This is a genomic window from Enterobacter sp. RIT637 (genome assembly GCF_019718755.1).
In the GTDB taxonomy this organism is placed as follows: domain Bacteria; phylum Pseudomonadota; class Gammaproteobacteria; order Enterobacterales; family Enterobacteriaceae; genus Enterobacter.
Genome location: NZ_JAIHAZ010000002.1, coordinates 365,037 through 386,153, shown reverse-complemented (window position 1 = coordinate 386,153; position 21,117 = coordinate 365,037). Strand labels below are relative to the sequence as shown.

Sequence of the window (21,117 nt, the reverse complement as noted above, 5' to 3'; positions counted from 1 at the left end):
TTCTTTGCTGATCTGCAGACATAAAAAACCCGCCAATGGCGGGTTTTTTATTAGGCTGTCAGTTAAGCGCTTTTCTTCGCTTTTTTGTCAGCTTTAACAACAGGCGCTTCAACTTTAGTCGCGACAGTGTCATTTTCTTTGAACTCGCGACCGTAGTAGGTATCCAGCAGAATCTGTTTCAGCTCAGAGATCAGTGGGTAGCGCGGGTTAGCACCAGTACACTGGTCATCAAATGCGTCTTCAGAAAGCTTATCTACATGAGCGAGGAAGTCAGCTTCCTGAACGCCTGCTTCACGGATAGATTTAGGAATACCCAGCTCAGCTTTGATGCTGTCCAGCCATGCCAGCAGTTTCTCAATCTTAGCCGCAGTACGGTCGCCCGGTGCGCTCAGACCCAGGTGGTCAGCGATTTCAGCGTAACGACGACGTGCTTGTGGACGGTCATACTGGCTGAATGCAGTCTGCTTGGTTGGGTTGTCGTTCGCGTTATAACGGATAACGTTGCTGATCAACAGGGCGTTCGCCAGACCGTGAGGAATGTGGAACTGAGAACCCAGTTTGTGTGCCATTGAGTGACAAACACCCAGGAAGGCGTTCGCAAACGCGATACCTGCGATAGTTGCTGCACTGTGTACACGCTCACGTGCTACCGGGTTTTTAGACCCTTCGTTGTAAGACGCTGGCAGGTTCTCTTTCAGCAGTTTCAGCGCTTGCAGAGCCTGACCGTCAGAGAATTCAGACGCCAGTACAGACACATAGGCTTCCAGGGCGTGAGTCACAGCATCCAGACCACCGAAGGCACACAGTGATTTCGGCATATCCATCACCAGGTTGGCATCAACGATAGCCATATCTGGAGTCAGCGCGTAGTCAGCCAGTGGGTATTTCTGACCTGTTGCATCATCAGTTACAACCGCAAACGGCGTCACTTCAGAACCGGTACCGGAAGTGGTGGTAACGGCGATCATTTTCGCTTTCACGCCCATTTTCGGGAACTTGTAGATACGTTTACGGATATCCATAAAGCGCAGTGCCAGTTCTTCGAAGTGGGTTTCCGGATGCTCGTACATGACCCACATGATTTTCGCGGCGTCCATTGGGGAACCGCCACCCAGTGCGATAATCACATCTGGTTTGAAGGAGTTTGCCAGTTCAGCACCTTTACGAACAACGCTCAGGGTTGGGTCAGCTTCAACTTCAAAGAAAACTTCAGTTTCAACGCCAGAAGCTTTCAGTACTGAGGTGATCTGATCTGCGTAGCCGTTGTTGAACAGGAAACGGTCAGTCACGATGAGCGCACGTTTGTGGCCATCAGTAATCACTTCATCCAGCGCGATTGGCAGAGAGCCACGGCGGAAGTAGATAGATTTCGGAAGTTTGTGCCACAACATGTTTTCAGCTCGCTTAGCAACGGTTTTCTTGTTGATCAGGTGTTTTGGACCAACGTTTTCAGAGATGGAGTTACCACCCCAGGAACCACAACCCAGAGTCAGGGAAGGTGCGAGTTTAAAGTTGTACAGGTCACCGATACCACCCTGAGAAGCAGGGGTGTTGATCAGGATACGTGCAGTTTTCATCTTCTGACCGAAGTGAGCAACACGTTCTGGCTGGTTATCCTGGTCGGTGTACAGGCAAGAAGTGTGACCGATACCGCCCATGGCAACCAGTTTCTCTGCTTTCTCTACCGCGTCATCGAAATCTTTCGCGCGGTACATTGCCAGAGTTGGAGACAGTTTTTCGTGAGCGAACGGTTCGCTTTCATCGACAACTTTCACTTCACCAATCAGGATCTTGGTTGTTGCCGGAACGGTAAAGCCTGCCAGCTCTGCAATTTTATATGCTGGCTGACCTACGATAGCAGCATTCAGTGCGCCATTTTTCAGGATAATGTCCTGAACGGCTTTCAGCTCTTTGCCCTGCAGCAGGTAGCCGCCGTGGCTGGCGAAACGTTCACGAACGGCATCGTATACGGAATCAACAACCACAACAGACTGCTCGGACGCACAGATAACGCCGTTGTCGAAGGTTTTTGACATCAGTACAGACGCAACGGCACGTTTGATATCTGCTGTTTCGTCGATAACAACAGGGGTGTTACCTGCACCTACGCCGATGGCTGGTTTACCGGAGCTGTATGCAGCTTTAACCATACCAGGACCACCGGTCGCCAGAATCAGGTTAATGTCCGGGTGATGCATCAGTGCGTTGGACAGTTCAACAGACGGCTGATCAATCCAGCCAATCAAATCTTTCGGTGCGCCAGCGGCAATTGCAGCCTGCAGAACGATGTCTGCTGCTTTGTTGGTCGCGTCTTTTGCACGTGGGTGCGGGGAGAAGATGATTGCGTTACGGGTCTTCAGGCTAATCAGTGATTTGAAGATAGCAGTAGACGTTGGGTTAGTGGTTGGAACGATACCGCAAATGATGCCGATAGGTTCTGCAATAGTGATAGTACCGAAGGTGTCGTCTTCAGACAGCACGCCACAGGTTTTCTCATCTTTATAGGCGTTGTAGATATACTCTGAAGCAAAGTGGTTTTTGATCACTTTATCTTCAACGATACCCATACCGGATTCGGCAACGGCCATTTTAGCGAGAGGGATTCGAGCATCTGCAGCAGCCAGTGCGGCCGCGCGGAAGATTTTATCAACCTGTTCTTGGGTGAAATTGGCATATTCACGCTGGGCTTTTTTAACGCGCTCGACGAGTGCGTTCAGTTCAGCGATATTAGTAACAGCCATAATGCTCTCCTGATAATGTTTAAACTCTTTTAGTAAACCAGCGCTCGATACGTCACACAGTATAGACAGAGCCGATACCACTTGCGTAACACACAGTAAAACAAGGGCTTACTTCTCGCTCCAGTTCACTAATTTACTAAAAGAGCCTTACCTTAGCATCATACCTTTTTGATAGGTGATCTCCCTGGCGGCGTAATCAGATTACTCACTTCTGAGTACGGGAATCATGATCTGCATCAATTTTTCCCTAAGCTGATACCTTTCAGCAGCCTATTTCGGCAAGAATTTTCCACAGTTAAATAATTACGTAACTATTGGAAGTGACGCTATCATTGATTCTACAAATGTTTAACATCATGAAATGATAACGTTTTGGTACAGATTTCTGGTGAAGAATCCTGCAAAAAAGCGTATCTTCAGCGCGGTTTTATCATGACATATTTTCTGTCCCTGAACATGCTCATTAGCGGAGCTAAATGTGATTCAAACGCTCTTTGATTTCCCTACATATTTTAAGTTTTTTATTGGTTTGTTTGCCCTGGTGAACCCCGTGGGGATTATCCCTGTCTTCATTAGTATGACCAGCTACCAGACCGCCGTTGCCAGAAACAAAACCAACCTGACGGCAAACTTATCGGTGGCGATTATTCTGCTGACGTCGCTTTACCTGGGCGACGCCATTCTGCAGTTGTTCGGTATCTCTATTGATTCCTTCCGTATTGCGGGCGGGATCCTGGTTGTCACCATCGCCATGTCGATGATCAGCGGTAAGCTGGGTGAAGATAAACAGAACAAACAGGAAAAATCAGAAACGGCGGTCCGTGAAAGTATCGGTGTCGTTCCGTTGGCCTTGCCGCTGATGGCAGGTCCGGGGGCCATTAGCTCGACAATAGTGTGGGGGACGCGCTATCACAGTCTGATGCACCTGATCGGTTTTTCCGTGGCGATTGCGCTTTTCGCGCTCTGCTGTTGGGGCGTATTCCGCATGGCGCCCTGGCTGGTGAGACTGTTGGGACAAACGGGCATCAACGTTATTACCCGTATCATGGGTCTGCTACTGATGGCGCTGGGGATTGAGTTTATTGTGACCGGCATTAAAAGCATTTTCCCCGGGTTATTGCATTAACACTTCATATGAAAGGACGGAGCCACGAGCTCCGTTTTTTTTACGTCATTATCAGCAAATCATATAAATAAAGTTGAAATGTGAACATGACATAATAAATTCTACTAATAATCCTCTTTACTTGTATTTCAACGAGTTAATTCTTTCTTACCTACCCGCCTGCACATAAATCCCTCGAATGCTCTGTTATTTTACTCACATGATAGTCTGGGGCTTGCTGAGTGATATCCGAAATGATATTAGTAATTTCAATGTTCCTCTAGAAGAATGTGCTAAATAATAACCAATTGTTAAATTATTGTGTAAAACCTGCCAGCGGCGACGCAACGAAGTGTGTGCACAGGTTGATTTTTACATCTCTTTGAATATTAATTGGTTTTTTGATAATTGCTGTCCGGTGAGACGATTGCCAGAGAAATGGCATCCATCGTAAAAGAGAATTGCTTAACAAATTTGCAAATTGTATTGGCGGGCGTTTGCGGCTTTTGATACTTTCCGGCCTTATATTTTGCAGAATTAAACAAGTAGATGAGAATTATTTTCATATAGTTTTCGTCTCAGAAATCCAGAACGCGTCGCAGACGGGGCGGCGTGTTAAGAATCGACGCAAGACGGCCATACGAGCGGTCAGTAATAAAAAAGTCGGTGATAGCAAGAAGTAGAAAAAAGAACCTGGCAGCAGCATAAAAAAACTCCTGCGCTGTACAGGCCCCAACAGGGGATTACACAGCTGGCGAAGGCCAGTAATTATAATGAGTGGAGTACCAACACAATGACCATCATCACAAAAAAAAATCTGGTAGCGGCGGGGATTTTAACTGCGCTAATCGCGGGCAACGCAATGGCTGCGGATGTGCCTGCAGGGGTTCAACTGGCGGAAAAACAGACGCTGGTGCGTAACAACGGTGCGGAAGTTCAGTCTCTGGACCCGCACAAAATTGAAGGAGTTCCTGAGTCGAACGTTAACCGCGATCTGTTTGAAGGTCTGCTGGTCACTGACGTAGACGGCCACCCGGCTCCGGGTGTGGCAGAGAAATGGGAAAACAAAGATTTCAAAGTCTGGACCTTCCATCTGCGTAAAGATGCTAAGTGGTCCGACGGCACTCCGGTCACCGCCGAAGATTTCGTGTATAGCTGGCAGCGCCTGGCGAATCCAAATACCGCCTCTCCATATGCGAGCTATCTGCAATATGGTCACATCGCCAATATTGATGACATTATCGCAGGCAAAAAACCTGTTACCGATCTGGGCGTAAAAGCCATTGATGCGAATACTTTTGAAGTAACGTTGAGCGAACCTGTTCCGTACTTCTATAAGCTGCTTGTTCACCCGTCCGTCTCTCCGGTACCGAAATCCGCCGTGGAGAAATTTGGTGAAAAATGGACGCAGCCAGCCAATATCGTGACCAACGGTGCTTATAAGCTGAAAGACTGGGTGGTCAACGAACGTATGGTTCTGGAGCGTAACCCGCAGTATTGGGACAACGCGAAAACCGTGATCAATCAGGTGACTTACCTGCCAATTTCCTCTGAAGTGACAGACGTTAACCGCTACCGCAGCGGTGAAATCGACATGACCTATAACAACATGCCGATTGAACTGTTCCAGAAACTGAAAAAAGAGATCCCGAAAGAAGTTCACGTCGATCCGTACCTGTGCACCTATTACTATGAAATCAACAACCAGAAAGCACCGTTCACCGACGTGCGCGTTCGTACCGCGCTGAAGCTGGCACTGGATCGCGATATCATCGTGAACAAAGTGAAAAACCAGGGCGACCTGCCGGCGTACAGCTATACCCCTCCATACACCGATGGCGCAAAACTGACCGAGCCAGACTGGTTCAAACAGACTCAGGAACAGCGTAACGCAGAAGCGAAGAAACTGCTGGCCGAAGCGGGCTATACCGCAGATAAACCGCTGACCTTCAGCCTGCTGTACAACACCTCTGATCTGCACAAAAAACTGGCTATCGCCGTCGCCTCGATCTGGAAAAAGAACCTGGGCGCGAACGTGAAGCTGGAGAACCAGGAGTGGAAAACCTTCCTCGACAGCCGTCATCAGGGCACCTTTGATGTGGCACGTGCTGGCTGGTGTGCAGACTATAACGAACCGACCTCCTTCCTGAACACCATGCTGAGCGACAGCTCGAACAACACGGCTCACTATAAGAGCCCGGCGTTCGACAAGCTGATTGGCGACACGCTGAAAGCCACTGATGAAGCACAGCGTACAGATCTGTACTCTAAGGCCGAGCAGCAGCTGGATAAAGATTCCGCGATCGTTCCGGTTTACTACTACGTTAACGCCCGTCTGGTGAAACCGTGGGTAGGTGGGTATACCGGTAAAGACCCGATGGATAATATCTACGTTAAAAACTTGTATATTATCAAGCATTAATGGCAATGAGTGGGGCGGGCGTGCTCGCCCCACGGTGTCTAACCAACGTCACATAATATAGGCACACGCCAGAAGGTACGGGCAATGTTGAAATTTATCCTACGTCGCTGTCTTGAAGCGATTCCAACGCTATTTATTCTCATCACAATTTCCTTCTTCATGATGCGCCTTGCGCCGGGAAGTCCATTTACCGGTGAACGTACGCTGCCGCCAGAAGTCATGGCTAACATCGAAGCGAAATACCATCTGAACGATCCCATCTCTACCCAGTATTTCAACTATTTGAAGCAGCTGGCACACGGGGATTTTGGGCCGTCATTCAAATATAAAGACTACTCCGTTAACGACCTGGTGGCGTCGAGCTTCCCGGTATCGGCTAAATTGGGCGCTGCTGCATTCCTGCTCGCCGTCGTGCTCGGGGTTGCTGCAGGCGTTATCGCCGCCTTAAAACAAAATACCAAATGGGATTATGCCGTCATGGGAGTCGCAATGACTGGGGTGGTTATCCCAAGCTTCGTCGTCGCACCATTGCTGGTCATGATCTTTGCCATCACGCTGAAATGGCTGCCCGGCGGTGGCTGGAACGGTGGGGCGCTTAAGTTCATGATACTGCCAATGGTGGCATTGTCATTGGCGTACATCGCCAGTATCGCGCGTATCACGCGCGGGTCGATGATTGAGGTTCTGCACTCAAACTTCATCCGTACCGCGCGCGCGAAAGGCTTACCGATGCGCCGGATTATTTTACGCCACGCGCTGAAGCCTGCGCTGTTGCCCGTCCTGTCTTACCTGGGGCCAGCTTTTGTCGGCATCATTACGGGGTCAATGGTTATCGAAACCATCTACGGCCTGCCGGGCATTGGTCAGCTGTTTGTTAACGGTGCGCTTAACCGTGACTACTCGCTGGTGCTGAGCCTGACGATTTTGGTTGGTGCGCTGACCATTCTGTTTAACGCCATCGTCGATGTGCTGTATGCCGTTATCGATCCTAAAATCCGTTACTAACTGGAGCACGCCATGATGTTGAGTAAGAAAAACAGCGAGGCGCTGGAAAACTTCAGTGAAAAACTGGAAGTCGAAGGTCGTAGCCTCTGGCAGGATGCGCGCCGCCGCTTTATGCACAACCGTGCTGCCGTCGCCAGCCTGGTCGTACTGGTGATCATTGCCCTGTTTGTGACGCTGGCACCGATGCTGTCGCAATTCACCTATTTCGACACGGACTGGGGGATGATGTCCAGCGCGCCAGATATGGAGTCCGGTCACTATTTCGGTACCGATTCATCCGGTCGTGACCTGCTGGTACGCGTGGCCATCGGGGGCCGCATTTCGTTGATGGTGGGTATTGCTGCCGCGCTGGTGGCGGTGATCCTCGGCACGCTCTACGGATCGCTTTCTGGTTATCTCGGCGGGAAAGTGGACTCCGTCATGATGCGTCTGCTGGAAATCCTCAACTCCTTCCCGTTCATGTTCTTCGTGATCCTGCTGGTGACCTTCTTTGGTCAGAACATCCTGTTGATTTTCGTGGCCATCGGGATGGTGTCCTGGCTGGATATGGCGCGTATCGTGCGCGGTCAAACGCTGAGTCTTAAGCGCAAAGAGTTTATCGAGGCGGCGCAGGTGGGGGGCGTATCAACCCGTAATATCGTGGTTCGCCACATCGTGCCGAACGTTCTGGGCGTAGTGGTGGTGTATGCCTCACTGCTGGTGCCGAGCATGATCCTGTTTGAATCCTTCCTGAGCTTCCTGGGTCTGGGTACACAAGAGCCGCTAAGCAGCTGGGGCGCGTTGCTGAGTGACGGTGCAAACTCTATGGAAGTTTCGCCGTGGTTGCTGCTGTATCCGGCGGGCTTCCTGGTTGTCACCCTGTTTTGTTTCAACTTTATCGGCGATGGCCTGCGTGATGCCCTCGACCCGAAAGACCGTTAAGGAGCGCCGTCATGACGATAATTGAAACGGCCACTGCGCCACAGGCGCAACAGCAGAGCAACATGCTGCTTGATGTAAACGATCTCCGCGTCACCTTTAAAACGCCGGACGGTGATGTCACCGCCGTAAACGACCTTAATTTTAACCTGCGCGCCGGTGAAACGCTGGGGATCGTGGGGGAGTCTGGCTCCGGTAAATCTCAAACCGCGTTTGCGCTGATGGGGCTTCTGGCGTCTAACGGCGTGATCGGTGGTTCTGCGAAATTCAACGGTCGTGAAATCCTCAATCTGCCGGAGCACGAGCTGAATAAGCTTCGCGCCGAGCAGATTTCGATGATTTTCCAGGACCCAATGACCTCTTTAAACCCCTACATGCGCGTCGGCGAACAGCTGATGGAAGTGCTGATGCTGCACAAAGGCATGGGTAAAGCGGAAGCTTTTGAAGAGTCGGTCAAAATGCTGGATGCGGTAAAAATGCCGGAAGCGCGCAAGCGCATGCGCATGTTCCCGCACGAGTTCTCTGGCGGTATGCGTCAGCGCGTGATGATTGCGATGGCGCTGCTCTGCCGGCCAAAACTGCTGATTGCTGATGAGCCGACTACCGCTCTCGATGTGACCGTTCAGGCACAGATCATGACCCTGTTGAACGAGCTTAAGCGGGAATTCAACACGGCAATTATCATGATCACCCATGACCTGGGCGTGGTTGCGGGTATTTGCGACAAAGTGCTGGTGATGTATGCCGGTCGTACGATGGAATATGGTCAGGCGCGTGATGTCTTCTATCAGCCTGCGCATCCGTACTCTATTGGCCTGCTGAATGCGGTACCTCGTCTGGATGCAGAAGGTGAATCCCTGCTGACGATCCCGGGTAACCCACCAAACCTGCTGCGTTTGCCAAAAGGTTGTCCATTCCAGCCACGTTGTCCGCATGCGATGGAGATTTGTAATAGCGCTCCGCCGCTGGAAGAGTTTGCACCAGGCCGCCTGCGCGCCTGCTTTAAGTCGCATGAGGAGCTGGTATGAACGCATTAGATGAAAAAAGAAATGTGCTGCTCGAAATTGCCGATCTTAAAGTGCATTTCGATATCAAAGACGGTAAACAGTGGTTCTGGCAGCCGCCTAAAACCCTCAAAGCCGTTGACGGCGTAACGCTTCGTCTGTACGAGGGCGAAACGCTGGGCGTGGTAGGGGAGTCTGGCTGCGGTAAGTCCACTTTTGCCCGTGCCATTATCGGTTTGGTGAAAGCCACCGACGGCAAAGTGGCCTGGCTCGGTAAAGACCTGCTTGGAATGAAACCGGACGAGTGGCGCGACGTGCGTAGCGACATCCAGATGATTTTCCAGGATCCGCTGGCGTCGCTGAACCCGCGCATGACCATCGGCGAGATTATTGCCGAGCCGCTGCGCACCTATCATCCTAAGATGTCGCGTCAGGAAGTTCGCGATCGTGTGAAAGCGATGATGATGAAAGTGGGCCTGCTGCCAAACCTGATCAACCGCTATCCGCACGAATTCTCCGGCGGCCAGTGCCAGCGTATTGGTATTGCGCGTGCGCTAATTCTGGAACCGAAGCTGATCATTTGTGATGAGCCGGTTTCCGCGCTGGATGTCTCTATCCAGGCACAGGTAGTCAACCTGCTGCAGAAACTACAGCGTGAAATGGGGCTGTCGCTGATTTTCATCGCGCACGATCTGGCCGTGGTGAAGCACATTTCTGACCGTGTACTGGTGATGTACCTGGGGCATGCGGTAGAACTGGGCACCTATGACGAGGTGTACCACAATCCATTGCACCCCTACACCAGAGCGTTGATGTCAGCGGTGCCGATCCCCGACCCGGATCTGGAAAAAAATAAAACCATCCAGCTGCTGGAAGGGGAATTACCCTCACCGATTAACCCGCCGTCAGGCTGCGTTTTCCGCACCCGCTGCCCAATGGCCGGACCGGAATGTGCGAAAACGCGACCGGTGCTGGAGGGCAGTTTCCGACATGCGGTTTCCTGCCTTAAAGTAGACCCGTTATAATCGCAAGGGCTGACATGATGTCAGCCCTTATTTTTTGCGAGGTTATTGTGTCGCGTTTATTCACGTCAGTCCGTCGGCGGCTTTATCATTTTTTATTCGATCCCGAAACGGTATCCGGGCGACGTTTCGAAGGCCTTTGCGGTTTATTTGCGCTGCTCAGCGTGGTTGTCATCTTTATTGAGTCGGGTGCCGGGACGCAGTATCACCTGACATATGATGAGTGGCATACCTTTGTCTGGCTTGAGTTTATTATCACACTGGTCTTTACCGCGGAATATTTACTCCGGGTATTTTGTTGGCCTAACCCGGCCAGATATGTCTTCAGCTTCTGGGGATTTATCGATTTAGCCACCATCCTGCCGCTCTATGTCATGTGGCTTTGGCCGGAAATCAGCCTGAGCTATGTCTTCGCCTGGCGAGCGATGCGCGTCATTCGGGTATTACGTATTCTGAAATTACTGCGTTTTATGCCGTCATTACGCGTGTTCTGGAGCGCGATAGCCAGCGCGCGGCATCAGCTGGTGCTGTTCTACTCATTTATTGCCATCGTCATGATTGTATTCGGCGCGCTGATGTATTTGATAGAAGGCCCCAAAAATGGTTTTACGACGCTGAACGCGTCCGTCTACTGGGCCATTGTGACCGTTACGACCGTTGGCTACGGTGATATCACACCGCACACGCCGCTTGGGCGTATTGTGGCATCGGTACTGATTCTGATTGGCTATTCGGTGATCGCGATCCCAACGGGACTGATTACCACCCACATGAGCAGTGCATTTCAGAACCGCAAGCAGCAGCGTAAATGCCCGAACTGCCATCAGGGTGATCATGAACACAGCGCGCGTTTCTGTAACCGCTGTGGAAGTGAATTACCGGACTAAATAAAAAAGGCTGCCATCGCAGCCTTTTTTATTATTCGCGCCAGAGAATATGGCACAGCTTGTGGTCTTTCTCGCGACACAGCAGAACGCGGGCGAAAATGTCGTTAATTTCGCCGCCATCTTCATCGGCCAGCCCAATCACCACTTCGGCAAAGAAGTCAGGATTGAGATCAAAATCAACATGCTCAGCCCAGTCTTCTGAAGGGACGAACAGCTCGGCACCGCCGCGTTCTTCAAACTGCAGATTAAAGAGGATCACATCTGCGGGATCGAGGTTATCAACCGCCAGTTCGAGAAAAATGTCATAGGCCTGCTCGAGCGTTTCGTCTTCGGTCAGGCGATTGTTCAGATCCATTTCCATGATGACTACCTGTTAAACATCGTTGGGCACGTTTTACAGCAACGGACTAAAGAAGTAAAACAGTCGTTCAGCAATTCTCTGCCAGAGAGGGCGTTTCACCCACAGTCTGGCATCCAGCAGGCGCGAGCGGGAGATATAATCATCCTGGACCGCTGCCAGATCGCCACCAAATCCGGCATCGTCAATCACGAGGGTGATTTCAAAGTTAAGCCACAGGCTGCGCATATCAAGATTAACTGTGCCCACCAGGCTCAGCTCACCGTCCACCAGCACGCTCTTGGTATGCAACAGCCCGCCTTCAAACTGATAAATTTTCACCCCTGCGGCAAGGAGTTCGCTAAAGAACGCGCGGCTTGCCCAGCCGACCAGCAGCGAATCGTTTTTGCGCGGCATAATAATACTGACGTCGACACCACGCTGCGCGGCAGTACAAATAGCATGCAGCAGATCGTCGCTCGGGACGAAGTAGGGCGTCGTCATAATCAAATACTCACGCGCAGAATAGGTCGCCGTGAGTAATGCCTGGTGGATGAGGTCTTCCGGGAAACCCGGGCCGGAGGCAATGGTATGAATGGTATGCCCGCTGGCCTCTTCAAACGGCATAATATTGCCGTCTGGGGGCGGCGGTAAAATACGCTTACCGGTCTCAATTTCCCAGTCGCACGAGTAGACGATCCCCATCGAGGTGGCGACCGGACCTTCCATTCGCGCCATCAGGTCGATCCATTGACCGACACCGGAATCCTGCTTGAAGAAGCGAGGGTCGACCAGGTTCATACTGCCCGTGTAGGCAATATAGTTATCAATCAGAATCATTTTGCGGTGCTGGCGAAGATCCATGCGCCGCAGGAAGACACGCAGCAGATTAACCTTCAGCGCCTCAACCACTTCTATACCCGCGTTGCGCATCATTCCTGCCCACGGGCTGCGGAAAAACGCGACGCTGCCAGCGGAATCCAGCATCAGGCGGCAATGAATACCGCGACGAGCGGCGGCCATCAGTGATTCAGCAACCTGATCCGCCATGCCCCCCGGCTGCCAGATATAAAAGACCATCTCGATGTTATGACGCGCCAGCTGAATATCGCGGATCAGCGCCTGCATTACATCGTCGGAGGAGGTCATTAATTGCAGCTGATTACCCTTAACGCCCGCGATGCCCTGGCGGCGTTCGCACAGCTTGAATAATGAAGAGGCGACGCTGCTGTTCTCTTCGGCAAAGATATGCTTGCAGGCTTTGAGATCGCTGAGCCATTTCGCCGTCGAGGGCCACATCGCGCGAGCGCGTTCGGCGCGGCGTTTGCCCAGATGGAGCTCACCGAAAGAGAGATACGCGATAATGCCCACCAGTGGCAGAATGTAAATAATCAGAAGCCAGGCCATGGCAGAAGGTACGGCTCTGCGCTTCATCAGGATGCGTAACGTCACCCCCGCGATTAACAGCCAGTATCCCAGAATGACCAGCCAACTCACCACGGTGTAGAAGGTTGTCATAAGTAAAAAATCCTTTTGAAAGCGTATTGTTATGAGTGTACGCATCAGGATTCATCTGGCAAATAAAAACGGCAGATAAAAGCGCTGGTTTGCGACGAGGTTGAGCTTATAATGACGACTCTGTGAGTGAAAGAGTTGTCGATATGAAGCGCAGTAGAACAGAAGTAGGGCGCTGGCGTATGTTGCGACAGGTGAGTCGTCGTAAGGCTCGTTGGCTGGAAGCACAATCCCGCCGCAATATGCGTATCCACGCTATCAGAAAATGTGGACTAAACAGACACCGCAACGCGTTGCTGTTCGCCGTCCAGGATATCTGAGAACCATGAGGGCACTGTCAAGGTGCCCGCTGATTTTATAAGACTATCATTTTTTGCAGTCTCCTCCCGACCTCATTCCGCGATATACTCCTCTTGCCTAACCTCATGAATTTAAAAGGAACAAAGGATGAATGGAAAAGTGGTCGCGGTACTTATGGGGATCGCTGTCCTCAGCGGTTGCAACAGCAATAAACCCTCACCTGAAAGACATGCCTATTATTTCGTCTCGCATCAATCCAATTTTACGGGCGGGAATTATACCTCCAGCATTTCGCAAAATTACCGTCTCAATGTCCCGCAGTTTCGTGAGCTGTATAAGCAGGGGAAAGATGACCGCGCCGCGGGGAAACCGCCGTCTTACGCCCAGCAGTATGCACAGGCTATTCGCGATCAATTAAAGGATGAGGCCAAAACGGAGCACGCCTTCACGGGGAATAGTGGGAGTAAATGGACTTCGGAAATGGAGCCGAAGGATGCCATTTTATACGGCAACGAACTGGCCACGACTTATCTTGACGGCTATAACGGCGTACAATAACGCGACATTTTTCGGGAATATCGTTTTTGCAGCGATATTCCCGTTGTTTTTCAGCAAAAGGAGGGAGAGGTGTTTGCGGAGTTTGGTGTACTGAATTTCTGGACGTACGTGGTCGGCGCATTTTTCATTGTGCTGGTACCCGGACCGAATACGCTGTTTGTATTAAAAACGGGTATTGGTCACGGCATCAAAAAAGGCTATCTCGCCGCGACCGGTGTGTTTATCGGTGATGCGGTTTTAATGTTTCTGGCCTGGGCAGGTGTTGCGGCCTTAATCCAGACCACGCCGGTGCTGTTCAATATCGTCCGCTATCTGGGGGCGTTTTATCTGCTGTGGCTCGGCGGCAAAATGCTGTGGTCCGTTATGACTCGCCAGAATAACGCCCACGAAGGTGGAACCGAGCCTGCCAGCGCGATCATGAAACGTTCCCTGGTATTGAGCCTGACGAATCCAAAAGCGATTCTGTTTTACGTGTCATTCTTCGTACAGTTTATTGACGTAAATGCGCAAAATACGGGAACCTCTTTCCTGATCCTCGCCACCACGCTTGAGCTGATTAGCTTTATGTACATGAGCTTCCTGATTTTCTCTGGCGCGTTTGTCACCCGTTACCTGAAAACCAAAAAGAAACTGGCGAAGCTGGGGAATGGGCTGATCGGACTGTTATTTGTCGGCTTTGCGGCGAGGTTAGCGTCGCTGCATTGACAGAAGAAAGGCTCCTGAGGGAGCCTTTTTAATGTCTGGCGTAACTGGAAAGCCGCGCCAGACAAGGCTTCACGTTTTACTACTAGCAGTCAAAAGCCATAAAAAGCGGCTAGGGTGTGGACACATTGTGGACACTCTGACCACCATTAGCACCCTTCAACGGGTTAAGCGAAATCGCGTCCTGCAGGTACTGAGGAGCGAAGTGCGCATAGACCATTGTCTGCGCAATTTTCGTATGACCTAAGATCCTCTGCAGTGTGATGATGTTGCCCCCGTTAATCATAAAGTGCGTCGCGAAAGAGTGTCGTAGCGCATGTGTTGCTTGTCCGGCCGGTAAATCGGGCTTAACTTCTTTGAGGGTTCGCCTGAAGTCAGCATAACTGGCCTCAGGAAACAGAAAACCTCGTGTTTTGCCGACTACGTAAGCCGCAACGTCATCAGAGATCGGGACCGTGCGCGGTGTGTTGGTTTTCGTCTTAACGAAAGACACCCGGTTATGAATCACATTCTCAGCCTTCAATCGCGCAGCTTCTCCCCATCTTGCTCCGGTACTCAAACACAAAACCGCAATTTTACGATTATCACCTGAGAGCGCAGCAAGTAAGGCGTCAATTTCCTCAAGAGTGAGATAGCCCGTTTCGGCTGTCTGCTCTTTCAGTTTTTTGAATCCCCTGAATGGATGCTCACCGTTATACAGTTCTGACTCAATCAGGGTTGTGAACATCCCACCTAGCGTGATCAGGTCGCGGTTGATGGTAGTTGGCTTAATACCTTCACCCCGACGTTGAGCACAATATTGCGTTATCAGGCTCTTGGTGATCTGGAAAGCGCACGGGTTTCCGGTCATCGTTTCGAAACGCTCAATTTTCCTGAGATACGATTGACCGTGCTCCTCATGTTTACCTTTCAGCTTCCACCATAACTCTTTCAGTTCCGACAATTGGCGTTTGTCCGTTGGTTTTGAAAGCCATTCCTTTGAGTGATGGTTATATTGAGTATGCTTTTCAAAAGCCATCGCCTCGCTTTTCTTGTCGAACTTCCGACGGATGCGTTTTCCGTTACGCCCGGTCGGTCTAATGTCCACTTCATATCGACCATCATCGAGCTTTTTAACAGACATAAAGCCTCCCGATGATGTTACTGCGTACTTCAATTTCCTGATTTAAATAGCAAAAACTCACTGTGCATTTACTGCACAAATAAGCGCCATAAATAGTTAGCCAGTTTTCTGGTCTGAGTGGGATGACGTTGTTTTCTGCTGCCCAAAGTGCGCGAGAGCCGGTGCAATCTGCCCAGCTTCAGGTGATATCGTCTCTGTCATGAACCACATAGTGTATTTTTTGAACTGAGGATGATTCAAAATCTTCATCACCGCCTGTATGCCCATATCTTTTACACCCTTCTCGTAACTCGAAAGAGAGCTGTATGGAACGCCTGTTAAGTCACTGAATTCTTTCCTATTCATACGTTCTGACTCACGCATTATCGCTAGCTTTTCATTTACGGGTATCATCGTAATTAGCACTCCACTATTGATAGAAAAACGATAACGGAGTAATCTTTAACTCGTTATCGCAAGCCAATGGCTCCAATATGGCAATTAATAGCCATTAGGAGCAATTAAAACACTAACGAGGAATACTCACAAATGAATAGGGTCATTGATAGTGTGAGCGACGCCGTTCCATACCAGGAATTCGCGCGCCTTATTGGTAAAACACCTGCAGCCGTTAAAGGCATGATTGAAAAGGGGAAGCTTCCTGTAGTCGAGATGACTGATCCGCAGTCAACGAGTGGGCGTGCAGGGGAATATTGGGTTTATCTGCCTGCCTGGAACAAGGGGATGAAGATGGCATATGACAGCCGCCCGAAGGAAATTCGTGATGGTTGGCTGATGTGGCTCGGATTAGGGGAGCCAGTATGAATAGTGAACCTCGCTGTATTGCACAGTTGCTTCGAAGAGAAAGTCCTAAACCTACCAACTTCACTATCACTCACGGTCGTGGACGTAAGGGCATCATCATCCGAACCCGAAAGGCGGGCGTTATCGAGAAGCTTCGTCGCCTGGTCAAAAAGAGAGGACTGTGGTTATGACGGTAATGACACTGGACGTGATCCAGAAACAACCAACAGCGCTTCGCGGTCTGGTCTGCAAGTATTTGGCTCAGCCTCGCTGGCAGGATACCTGTGATTTTTATAATCAGATGATGGAGCGGGAGCGTCTTACGGTTTGTTTCCACGCTCAATTAAAACAGCGTCACTCTGTCATGCGCTTAGAGGAAATGACCGAAGCAGATCGTGAGCGTCTTGTTTGTGCGCTTGATGAATTGAGAAATGCATTTGCCCGGCACCGCCAAATTGGCTCGTCAAAAGCAACTTTCATCAGTCGCCTGTCCGTTAGCCAAAGGCGCTCATTGTTTCTTCATGCGGGACTGACAGAACAGGAATTTATGATGCCGCACTGGCGTTTAAATGAAGAGGACTGTTATTGGCGCGACAAACTTTTCCGCGCTTTGCGAGAACTGTTTAGCCTTTTTGAGTACGCACCAACCATTTTAGCCTCGGTAAAACCTGAGCAGTATTTACATTAATTAATCTGGATTCGTTTTATTACGCGCCTTACAGCGTGGGGACTCCTTTTGTCTGGAGATAGGCAAATGCAAACACAAAACACAGTACCAGATGGCATGTTTTCCGCTCTCCTGGAGAAGGCAGTAAACGAAGCACAGCGCGACCTCGCGACACGTTTCTCTTCTCGATTTGACGGGCTTATCGCGCATATCAGCAAGTCTAAGCTCAATCGTACCGAGATTATCGAGTTATTAGGTCAAGAGTCGGCAAGTCTGCACAACTCAATATTCGATTGAGCGGGCTAACCACTTTTAAAAGGAAGCCAGAATGAGCATACGCATCGAGATAAATAACCAGTACGTCATCACCAGTGACCGCTATCAATTCATTTTGCAGGAGAAGAAGACCGCAACATCCGGGAAGAACAAAGGCAAGGATTGGCTGGACGTTGTGGGTTACTACCCAACTATCCCTAAGCTTATCTCAGGCCTGGTATTGCATGATCTTTTGACCAGCGATCTTATTGGCTTCTCAGCTTTGGAAGCTCGAATTGAACGCCTGGGGAAGCAATGTCTGGACGCCTTTAAATAGTATGTCCATCGAATCTCGGGGGCGTATTGCCCCCTCGCCACCACCACCATTTTTGAAGGACACCAGTGATTCATTCGTTGGTGCTTATCCCTGGAATAACGTCAACAAAGAGGCTATTGGCCGGGACAGACCCCTTACACGTGCCGAACTCCGTCAGGTGCAAGGTGTTTTAAACCGTATTGACCGTCTGCCGTTTTTCCTGCAAACGCTGTTTACATCGCGTTATAACTTCATCCGCCGTAAAAAGAGCCCTTTGGGTGGGCTGTATTTCCTTAAAAACACGTTTGAGCGCAAGTTGCTGCCGCGTCTTGAGCGTGTTAATGAGCTGTGCGGGATGAATGAATCCGCCTCGATTGGTTTTCTGTCCGAGCGCGACCAGTATGCGCGCTTACCAGATATGAATGACAAAGAGCTCAGGAAATTTGCGGCCAGAATTGCCTCTCAGCTCTGGAGCAAATACGAGGAGTTAAGCGACGCCTGGGCGGAGGCTCACGGCGGGAAAGAGACACTTTTCACCGATGAAGCTCAGTCGCACCTATACGGGCAAGTGGCCGGTATTGCTCGCGCATTTAACATCACCCCAATGTACTGGAAAAAATACCGTAAGGGTCAGATGACGATCCGCATGGCATTTTCCACTATTTCCCGCCTGATTAAAGACGAGTGGTGGTTCAACCAGCTCAAAGCACAGCGGATGCGCTGGCGCGAGGCGCTGCTCATCGCTGCCGGTGAGGTCAACAAAGACCGCTCACCTTACGCAAGCAAAATGGCGATCCGCGATGTTCACTCGCGCCGCCTGGCTAATCTCGAATACCTGAAATCCTGTGAACTGGAAAACAAAGTCACCGGCGAACGTATCGACCTCATCAGTAAGGTCATGGGGAGTATTTCAAACCCTGAAATACGCCGCATGGAGCTGATGAACACTATCGCCGGGATTGAACGTTACGCGACCAGCGTTGGTGACGTGGGGATGTTTATCACGCTGACCACGCCATCGAAATATCATCCGACCCGACAGGTCGGCAAAGGCGAAAGCAAAACGGTGCAGCTCAATCACGGCTGGAACGAAACCGCATTCACACCCAAAGACGGCCAGCGCTATCTCTGCCGAATCTGGAGCCTGATGCGTACCGCGTTCAAAGATAACGATTTAGAGGTGTACGGGATGCGCGTTGTCGAACCGCACCACGACGGCACGCCACACTGGCACATGATGCTGTTTTGCAAACCCGGTCAGCGTAAAGCCATTAACGAAATTATGCGTCGTTATGCCCTCAAAGAGGACGGACACGAAATGGGTGCGGCAAAACAGCGCTTTGAGTCACGCCATCTTAATCAGGGCGGAGCGGCGGGTTATATCGCTAAATACATTGCAAAAAATATCGACGGTTACGCGCTCGACGGCCAGCTCGATCACGACACCGGCAAGCCTCTGAAAGATACGGCCGCAGCCGTCACCGCATGGGCGTCAACATGGCGTATCCCTCAGTTTAAACCTATTGGTCTCCCGACGATGGGCGCTTACCGCGAACTGCGCAAACTGCCGCGTGGGGTGAGTATTGCCTGCGAGTTTGACGACAGGGTCGAGGCCGCGCGAGCTGCTGCAGATGAGGGCGACTTTGAGCGGTACATCATCGCGCAGGGTGGGGCAAACATGCCGCGTGATGCTCAGGCCGTCAGGGTCGCCCGTAAGGTGACGGATGAGGTTAACGAGTACGAGGAAGATATCGAGAGGGTGGTCGGTATTTATGCCCCTCACCTCGGGGCTCACCGTGTCCATGTAACCCATACAGCCGAATGGCGAATCGTTCCAAAGGTTTTGGCCGTTGAGCCTTTGACCTTAAAAAGCGGCTCTGCCGCGCCTCGGAGTCCTGTCAATAACTGTGGAAAGCTCACCGGCGGTGGCGATCCAGTTATGACCCCCACACCGTCTGAGCAAGCCGCAGCAGTGTTAAATCTGATTGAGCGCGAGGTTATCGGCTGGAATGAGCCGGACGTCTTGAAGGTGCTTAACGGGGCGTTAAAGGCTGGCGCACCGCGCAAACATCGGCAGAAAAGAAGCAATGCGCCGCTCAAAACCAGCGAGCAAGCGCCATCAGCCAGGATGACAAAGCCCGAAAGGGATCGCGTCGCAAAAATTCGTTTCGATTTAGCTCAGACGGGCATTACCCCGGAACGGTGTGAGCTCGACGCGCTGGCGCGTGGGGCAACGGTGATTTATGGCGATAAAAAATTAAAATACCCCGTTGCTAAGGAATGGTCTGGGTTTTAAAGAACGTATAGCAATTAGATAGTAAGGGGCCATGTAAATGTTTTGACCCCAAGTTTTTGACGGAATTCCGAATCTCTTTTTAAAAGAGTTTTATCATTTTGATTTAAGAGATAAGGATAAGTATTGCCGAGTGTTGATATTAGATGTGATATAGGTTTTGTCTTTTACTCCTAAAATTGCTGCAAGATATCTGCATGTTAATGCTTCCATCTGGAGAATGAGGCTTTTGGGGAGATTATGTTCATGAGCACGATTGAAACTGGAAAACCCTAAAGGTTGGCCAAAGAAAATTGCTTCATGAAAATTTTCATTTCTTAGCGATGCGATACCATCTTTACCTATTGCCCATGAAGGAACGGGGATAGAAAACTCTTCGCACATCCATCGGATGCGATCTGAGTGAGGTGGCTGTCGAGATTTAAGGCCTTTTTCCTCCCAAAGGATTTTAAAACATCCATCTATAGCTACGTATAGATACTGGAATGTCTCGAAAGAAAGGGCGTGTGGATATTGAGCTAAAAATAACGCATGTATAACAGCCGGTATACGTGATAATGCAAAGTCGTCTTTTTTATCGTTAATGAAATTTAGAGCTAAATTGATGATGCTGACAGTGTTTGCTGGAGTTAATACAAAGTCTACTAACTTATTAGGCTTTATGGTTGCTGCATCGAGAAAGCCCGCTTCAGTCGTTGTCAATCTCATGCCCCAAAAAAATGATAAGCACCAAACAACAAACTCCAGCTCGTTTTGCCTTTTACATTCATTTAAAGTTAGTATGTGTGTTTTGGGTAAGCCGAACACTCGTACGCTGTACGGCATTGTTTTTATACCATGCCCGATAAGTTGTATCTGTTGAGCACCTGGGTAAATCCAATCTCTGATGATGTTTGTATCACCATTGATATGTTCTACTGATTCGCTAAAGTTAGGCAAAGTTTTTAGGCTAAATCGCTTATCTGTTACATCTACAGGATGTGGATAGTAACCAAACTCGGCGGAAATGCTAGATAACATATCTTGGGGATCCTTGTATTTAAGAAGTTGAATCTGCAGGAAGATCTTCAAACGCTTAACAGCATATCAGTAACTTGGAACTTGAATTATATTTAACGTCAGAATTGGTGTCCTAATGCATGCATTTCTATGGTGCATGAATTT

The 21,117-nt window shown here is 50.2% G+C and carries 21 protein-coding genes; 15 read left to right on the top strand and 6 right to left on the bottom strand.

Annotated elements, in window-relative coordinates; all coding sequences use genetic code 11:
- Positions 1-62 precede the first annotated feature (62 nt).
- Positions 63-2,741, bottom strand: a complete 2,679-nt coding sequence (adhE, locus tag K5E19_RS05415; RefSeq protein WP_221550312.1) for a bifunctional acetaldehyde-CoA/alcohol dehydrogenase — start codon at positions 2,739-2,741, stop codon at positions 63-65.
- A gap of 478 nt (positions 2,742-3,219) precedes the next feature.
- On the opposite strand from adhE, the gene K5E19_RS05410 reads away from it, so the two are divergent.
- From K5E19_RS05410 to K5E19_RS05380, 7 genes are all read left to right on the top strand, one after another.
- Positions 3,220-3,867 carry a YchE family NAAT transporter gene (locus tag K5E19_RS05410; RefSeq protein ID WP_010433000.1) on the top strand — a complete coding sequence of 216 codons (648 nt, stop codon included), beginning with the start codon at positions 3,220-3,222 and terminating at the stop codon, positions 3,865-3,867.
- A 772-nt stretch (positions 3,868-4,639) separates the two neighbouring features.
- On the top strand, positions 4,640-6,268 hold the full coding sequence (gene oppA, locus K5E19_RS05405; protein ID WP_221550311.1) for an oligopeptide ABC transporter substrate-binding protein OppA: 1,629 nt from the start codon (positions 4,640-4,642) through the stop codon (positions 6,266-6,268).
- An 84-nt stretch (positions 6,269-6,352) separates the two neighbouring features.
- On the top strand, positions 6,353-7,273 hold the full coding sequence (gene oppB, locus K5E19_RS05400; RefSeq protein WP_221550310.1) for an oligopeptide ABC transporter permease OppB: 921 nt from the start codon (positions 6,353-6,355) through the stop codon (positions 7,271-7,273).
- A 12-nt stretch (positions 7,274-7,285) separates the two neighbouring features.
- Positions 7,286-8,194, top strand: a complete 909-nt coding sequence (gene oppC / locus K5E19_RS05395; RefSeq protein WP_014884161.1) for an oligopeptide ABC transporter permease OppC — start codon at positions 7,286-7,288, stop codon at positions 8,192-8,194.
- 11 nt (positions 8,195-8,205) lie between these two features.
- The gene (locus K5E19_RS05390) at positions 8,206-9,219 is read left to right on the top strand and encodes an ABC transporter ATP-binding protein (RefSeq protein WP_221550309.1); all 1,014 of its coding nucleotides are present in this window, start codon (positions 8,206-8,208) and stop codon (positions 9,217-9,219) included.
- On the top strand, positions 9,216-10,220 hold the full coding sequence (oppF, locus tag K5E19_RS05385) for a murein tripeptide/oligopeptide ABC transporter ATP-binding protein OppF (RefSeq protein WP_221550308.1): 1,005 nt from the start codon (positions 9,216-9,218) through the stop codon (positions 10,218-10,220). Before K5E19_RS05390 ends, oppF begins: the two co-directional genes overlap by 4 nt.
- A gap of 14 nt (positions 10,221-10,234) precedes the next feature.
- Positions 10,235-11,104, top strand: coding sequence for an ion transporter (locus K5E19_RS05380; protein ID WP_221550307.1), 870 nt, complete (start codon positions 10,235-10,237; stop codon positions 11,102-11,104).
- A 31-nt stretch (positions 11,105-11,135) separates the two neighbouring features.
- Here K5E19_RS05380 and K5E19_RS05375 read toward each other — a convergent pair whose 3' ends face one another.
- Positions 11,136-11,465 carry an HI1450 family dsDNA-mimic protein gene (locus K5E19_RS05375; RefSeq protein ID WP_221550306.1) on the bottom strand — a complete coding sequence of 110 codons (330 nt, stop codon included), beginning with the start codon at positions 11,463-11,465 and terminating at the stop codon, positions 11,136-11,138.
- A 33-nt stretch (positions 11,466-11,498) separates the two neighbouring features.
- A complete protein-coding gene (gene cls, locus K5E19_RS05370; RefSeq protein ID WP_089599052.1) occupies positions 11,499-12,959 on the bottom strand; it encodes a cardiolipin synthase in 1,461 nt (486 codons plus the stop codon).
- A 143-nt stretch (positions 12,960-13,102) separates the two neighbouring features.
- Between cls and K5E19_RS05365 the strand changes: the two genes are divergently transcribed.
- The 3 genes from K5E19_RS05365 (at position 13,103) to leuE (ending at position 14,519) form a co-directional block, all read left to right on the top strand.
- Entirely contained in the window at positions 13,103-13,276 is a 174-nt protein-coding gene (locus K5E19_RS05365; RefSeq protein ID WP_017384232.1) for a YciY family protein, read from the top strand.
- Between the two features lie 127 nt (positions 13,277-13,403).
- Entirely contained in the window at positions 13,404-13,814 is a 411-nt protein-coding gene (locus K5E19_RS05360) for an Exc2 family lipoprotein (RefSeq protein ID WP_221550305.1), read from the top strand.
- Between the two features lie 69 nt (positions 13,815-13,883).
- Positions 13,884-14,519 (top strand): leucine efflux protein LeuE, encoded by a 636-nt coding sequence (gene leuE, locus K5E19_RS05355; RefSeq protein ID WP_221550304.1) that lies wholly within the window; start codon positions 13,884-13,886, stop codon positions 14,517-14,519.
- A 109-nt stretch (positions 14,520-14,628) separates the two neighbouring features.
- Here leuE and K5E19_RS05350 read toward each other — a convergent pair whose 3' ends face one another.
- Both K5E19_RS05350 and K5E19_RS05345 read right to left on the bottom strand, forming a co-directional pair.
- Positions 14,629-15,639: a tyrosine-type recombinase/integrase gene (locus K5E19_RS05350; RefSeq protein ID WP_032666330.1), complete on the bottom strand. Its 1,011-nt coding sequence runs from the start codon at positions 15,637-15,639 to the stop codon at positions 14,629-14,631.
- Positions 15,640-15,735: 96 nt separating this feature from the next.
- Positions 15,736-16,032 (bottom strand): helix-turn-helix transcriptional regulator, encoded by a 297-nt coding sequence (locus tag K5E19_RS05345; protein ID WP_221550303.1) that lies wholly within the window; start codon positions 16,030-16,032, stop codon positions 15,736-15,738.
- A gap of 135 nt (positions 16,033-16,167) precedes the next feature.
- On the opposite strand from K5E19_RS05345, the gene K5E19_RS05340 reads away from it, so the two are divergent.
- The 5 genes from K5E19_RS05340 (at position 16,168) to K5E19_RS05320 (ending at position 19,956) form a co-directional block, all read left to right on the top strand.
- Entirely contained in the window at positions 16,168-16,443 is a 276-nt protein-coding gene (locus K5E19_RS05340) for a regulatory phage cox family protein (protein WP_032658818.1), read from the top strand.
- Positions 16,444-16,609: 166 nt separating this feature from the next.
- Positions 16,610-17,110, top strand: a complete 501-nt coding sequence (locus tag K5E19_RS05335) for a replication protein B (RefSeq protein ID WP_221550302.1) — start codon at positions 16,610-16,612, stop codon at positions 17,108-17,110.
- A 66-nt stretch (positions 17,111-17,176) separates the two neighbouring features.
- Positions 17,177-17,386, top strand: coding sequence for a DUF2732 family protein (locus K5E19_RS05330; protein WP_221550301.1), 210 nt, complete (start codon positions 17,177-17,179; stop codon positions 17,384-17,386).
- Between the two features lie 31 nt (positions 17,387-17,417).
- Positions 17,418-17,681: a DUF5405 family protein gene (locus tag K5E19_RS05325; RefSeq protein WP_032665600.1), complete on the top strand. Its 264-nt coding sequence runs from the start codon at positions 17,418-17,420 to the stop codon at positions 17,679-17,681.
- A 1-nt stretch (position 17,682) separates the two neighbouring features.
- Positions 17,683-19,956, top strand: a complete 2,274-nt coding sequence (locus K5E19_RS05320; RefSeq protein ID WP_221550300.1) for a replication endonuclease — start codon at positions 17,683-17,685, stop codon at positions 19,954-19,956.
- A 93-nt stretch (positions 19,957-20,049) separates the two neighbouring features.
- On the opposite strand, the gene K5E19_RS05315 is transcribed toward K5E19_RS05320, so the two are convergent.
- Positions 20,050-20,973 carry a hypothetical protein gene (locus tag K5E19_RS05315; protein ID WP_221550299.1) on the bottom strand — a complete coding sequence of 308 codons (924 nt, stop codon included), beginning with the start codon at positions 20,971-20,973 and terminating at the stop codon, positions 20,050-20,052.
- Positions 20,974-21,117: the final 144 nt, after the last annotated feature.

Coding starts and splice junctions, on each gene's coding strand:
- K5E19_RS05390 (WP_221550309.1), top strand. CDS start 8,206: ATGACGATAATTGAAACGGCCACTGCGCCACAGGCGCAACAGCAGAGC.
- K5E19_RS05380 (WP_221550307.1), top strand. CDS start 10,235: ATGATGTCAGCCCTTATTTTTTGCGAGGTTATTGTGTCGCGTTTATTC.
- K5E19_RS05335 (WP_221550302.1), top strand. CDS start 16,610: ATGACGGTAATGACACTGGACGTGATCCAGAAACAACCAACAGCGCTT.
- cls (WP_089599052.1), bottom strand. CDS start 12,959: ATGACAACCTTCTACACCGTGGTGAGTTGGCTGGTCATTCTGGGATAC.
- K5E19_RS05360 (WP_221550305.1), top strand. CDS start 13,404: ATGAATGGAAAAGTGGTCGCGGTACTTATGGGGATCGCTGTCCTCAGC.
- K5E19_RS05375 (WP_221550306.1), bottom strand. CDS start 11,465: ATGGAAATGGATCTGAACAATCGCCTGACCGAAGACGAAACGCTCGAG.
- K5E19_RS05330 (WP_221550301.1), top strand. CDS start 17,177: ATGCAAACACAAAACACAGTACCAGATGGCATGTTTTCCGCTCTCCTG.
- K5E19_RS05350 (WP_032666330.1), bottom strand. CDS start 15,639: ATGTCTGTTAAAAAGCTCGATGATGGTCGATATGAAGTGGACATTAGA.
- oppF (WP_221550308.1), top strand. CDS start 9,216: ATGAACGCATTAGATGAAAAAAGAAATGTGCTGCTCGAAATTGCCGAT.
- K5E19_RS05345 (WP_221550303.1), bottom strand. CDS start 16,032: ATGATACCCGTAAATGAAAAGCTAGCGATAATGCGTGAGTCAGAACGT.
- K5E19_RS05340 (WP_032658818.1), top strand. CDS start 16,168: ATGAATAGGGTCATTGATAGTGTGAGCGACGCCGTTCCATACCAGGAA.
- K5E19_RS05315 (WP_221550299.1), bottom strand. CDS start 20,973: ATGTTATCTAGCATTTCCGCCGAGTTTGGTTACTATCCACATCCTGTA.
- oppB (WP_221550310.1), top strand. CDS start 6,353: ATGTTGAAATTTATCCTACGTCGCTGTCTTGAAGCGATTCCAACGCTA.
- adhE (WP_221550312.1), bottom strand. CDS start 2,741: ATGGCTGTTACTAATATCGCTGAACTGAACGCACTCGTCGAGCGCGTT.
- K5E19_RS05320 (WP_221550300.1), top strand. CDS start 17,683: ATGTCCATCGAATCTCGGGGGCGTATTGCCCCCTCGCCACCACCACCA.
- oppA (WP_221550311.1), top strand. CDS start 4,640: ATGACCATCATCACAAAAAAAAATCTGGTAGCGGCGGGGATTTTAACT.
- K5E19_RS05325 (WP_032665600.1), top strand. CDS start 17,418: ATGAGCATACGCATCGAGATAAATAACCAGTACGTCATCACCAGTGAC.
- K5E19_RS05365 (WP_017384232.1), top strand. CDS start 13,103: ATGAAGCGCAGTAGAACAGAAGTAGGGCGCTGGCGTATGTTGCGACAG.
- oppC (WP_014884161.1), top strand. CDS start 7,286: ATGATGTTGAGTAAGAAAAACAGCGAGGCGCTGGAAAACTTCAGTGAA.